General features: G+C 57.3%; 1 protein-coding gene and 1 pseudogene. Both read left to right on the top strand.

The features are described from left to right. Positions 1 to 311, top strand: a pseudogene (locus DBR24_RS34015) (glycine/betaine ABC transporter ATP-binding protein); the annotation flags it as partial. Positions 312 to 945: 634 nt separating this feature from the next. After that, positions 946 to 2,109, top strand: a complete 1,164-nt coding sequence (locus DBR24_RS26850; RefSeq protein WP_007915304.1) for a type III PLP-dependent enzyme — start codon at positions 946 to 948, stop codon at positions 2,107 to 2,109. Positions 2,110 to 2,527: the final 418 nt, after the last annotated feature.

Genomic DNA, 2,527 nt, shown 5'->3' with positions numbered 1-2,527 from the left:
GCTACGTGGTCGTCACCTGTGCCGAGAACAAGGCGCTGGGCTATGTGCGTCGCCGCGATCTGCACCGCCAGACCGGCACCTGTGCGCAATTCCTGCGCGAGTTCAACGCCACGGCGGCGTACGACGAGCATTTGCGCATCCTGTTGTCGCGGATGTACGAGTTCAACCGTTCGTGGCTGCCAGTGATGGATGCCGAGCGAGTGTTCCTTGGCGAGGTGACGCAGGAGTCGATTGCGGCTTATCTGAGCTCGGGGCGCTCGCGCGGGATGAAGACCAGTATCGTCTCGCCTGCTGAAGCGGTAGTCGCCTAAAAAATACACAACCTGTGGGAGCGAGCTTGCTCGCGAAAGCGGAATATCAGTCAACAACGATGTCGACTGTGAAAATGCCTTCGCGAGCAAGCTCGCTCCCACAGGATCCGGGTGATTTTTTCTTCACTTATCAGGCGGAAAAGAATCTCAACACCGAATAAGCCCACAGTCTGTCTAAAGCGACCTGCGAAACAGCCAAAATCCCTCTCACACCCCTCTCTCGCGGCCAACGTCGCCGATGTTGTCGCCATCACACTTACCCACGATTTAGCCGACAAAAGCCGCGAACGTGCAGGTATTTTTAACACTTGAAAATTCTCGGGGAACATCTGTCCGTCATCTCGGTCGGCTACAAAGAGTGATGAACGCGACGCACGTCAGAAGCGTGCAAAAACGCGACATTTTTAGTTGATCTCACGCCCCTCACGCCCTAAAGTTCGCGCCGAACGTCCATGCTGGAAACGATCCATCCGGCTCAAGTACTGACGACGAGACAGCAAGGCCAAGGGCAACGCCCCATGGCCTTTTTGCTTTCGGCGACATGCCTTGGGAAGTAGGCGAACCAAAGTGGGGATACGGAGGACGTTCATTTGCACCCATTGTTTAACTTAGTTTGCCAGTAGGAGTTCCCAGCATGTCGATCCAGGTCGAAGACTATTTCGCGCGCGCTACATTCGACAAAATGAAGGCGTTCGCCGACAAACAGGAAACCCCGTTCGTGGTGATCGACACCGCGATGATCGCCCAGGCCTACGATGACCTGCGCGCCGGTTTCGAATTCGCCAAGGTCTACTACGCGGTCAAGGCCAACCCGGCCGTCGAGATCATCGACCTGCTCAAAGAAAAAGGTTCGAGCTTCGACATCGCCTCGATCTATGAGCTGGACAAGGTGATGGATCGTGGCGTCAGCCCGGACCGTATCAGCTACGGCAACACCATCAAGAAATCCAAGGACATCCGCTACTTCTACGAGAAGGGCGTGCGTCTGTTCTCCACCGACTCCGAAGCCGACCTGCGCAACATCGCCAAGGCTGCACCGGGTTCGAAAGTCTATGTGCGCATCCTCACCGAAGGCTCGACCACGGCTGACTGGCCGCTGTCGCGCAAATTCGGCTGCCAGACCGACATGGCCATGGACCTGCTGATCCTCGCCCGCGACCTCGGCCTGGTGCCGTACGGCATCTCGTTCCACGTCGGTTCGCAGCAACGCGACATCAGCGTCTGGGACGCAGCGATCGCCAAGGTCAAAGTGATCTTCGAGCGTCTGAAAGAAGAAGACGGCATCCACCTGAAGCTGATCAACATGGGCGGCGGCTTCCCGGCCAACTACATCACCCGCACCAACAGCCTGGAAACCTACGCCGAAGAAATCATCCGCTTCCTGAAGGAAGACTTCGGTGATGACCTGCCGGAAATCATTCTCGAGCCGGGCCGTTCGCTGATCGCCAACGCCGGCATCCTGGTCAGCGAAGTGGTATTGGTTGCACGCAAGTCGCGCACTGCCGTCGAGCGCTGGGTCTACACCGATGTGGGCAAGTTCTCCGGCCTGATCGAAACCATGGACGAAGCGATCAAGTTCCCGATCTGGACCGAGAAAAAAGGCGAGATGGAAGAAGTGGTGATCGCCGGCCCAACTTGCGACAGCGCCGACATCATGTACGAAAACTACAAGTACGGCCTGCCGCTGAACCTGGCGATCGGTGATCGTCTGTACTGGCTGTCGACCGGTGCGTACACCACCAGTTACAGCGCCGTAGAGTTCAATGGCTTCCCGCCGTTGAAGTCGTTCTACGTGTAAGAGCAGCTGCGCGTTTCAAGCTGCTAGCGGCAAGTGAAAAGCCCATGACGTGTCATGGGCTTTTTTGTGTCTGTGCGTTCGGCTTGAAGTTTTACGGGGTACTTGAGACCGAGGTCCCTCACCCCAGCCCTCTCCCAAGGGAGAGGGAGCCGACCGCGGTGTAAAGCGTCATTCACCGACCGCAAATACCGCGTCGATTATGGATTCGGCAAAGCACAATCAGGTCGGCGCACCTCTCAAGCATCCCCCAATCGGTTCCCCTCTCCCTCCGGGAGAAGGAGCCGACCGAGGTGTAGCACGTCATGCACCGACCGCAAATACCGCGTCGATTATGGATTCGGCAAAGCACTCTCAGGTCGGCGTTCTTATCAAGCATCCCCCAATCGGTTCCCCTCTCCCTCCGGGAGAAGGAGCCGAC

It is taken from the genome of Pseudomonas sp. HMWF006 (assembly GCF_003061205.1).
GTDB classification, from domain to species: Bacteria; Pseudomonadota; Gammaproteobacteria; order Pseudomonadales; family Pseudomonadaceae; genus Aquipseudomonas; species Aquipseudomonas monsensis.
Note: the sequence above shows the minus strand (reverse complement) of the source record. Positions and strands in the feature narration are given on the sequence as shown.

Bases quoted from the DNA above. Each gene is read 5' to 3' on its own strand.
- DBR24_RS26850 (WP_007915304.1), top strand. From the start codon at position 946: ATGTCGATCCAGGTCGAAGACTATTTCGCGCGCGCTACATTCGACAAA.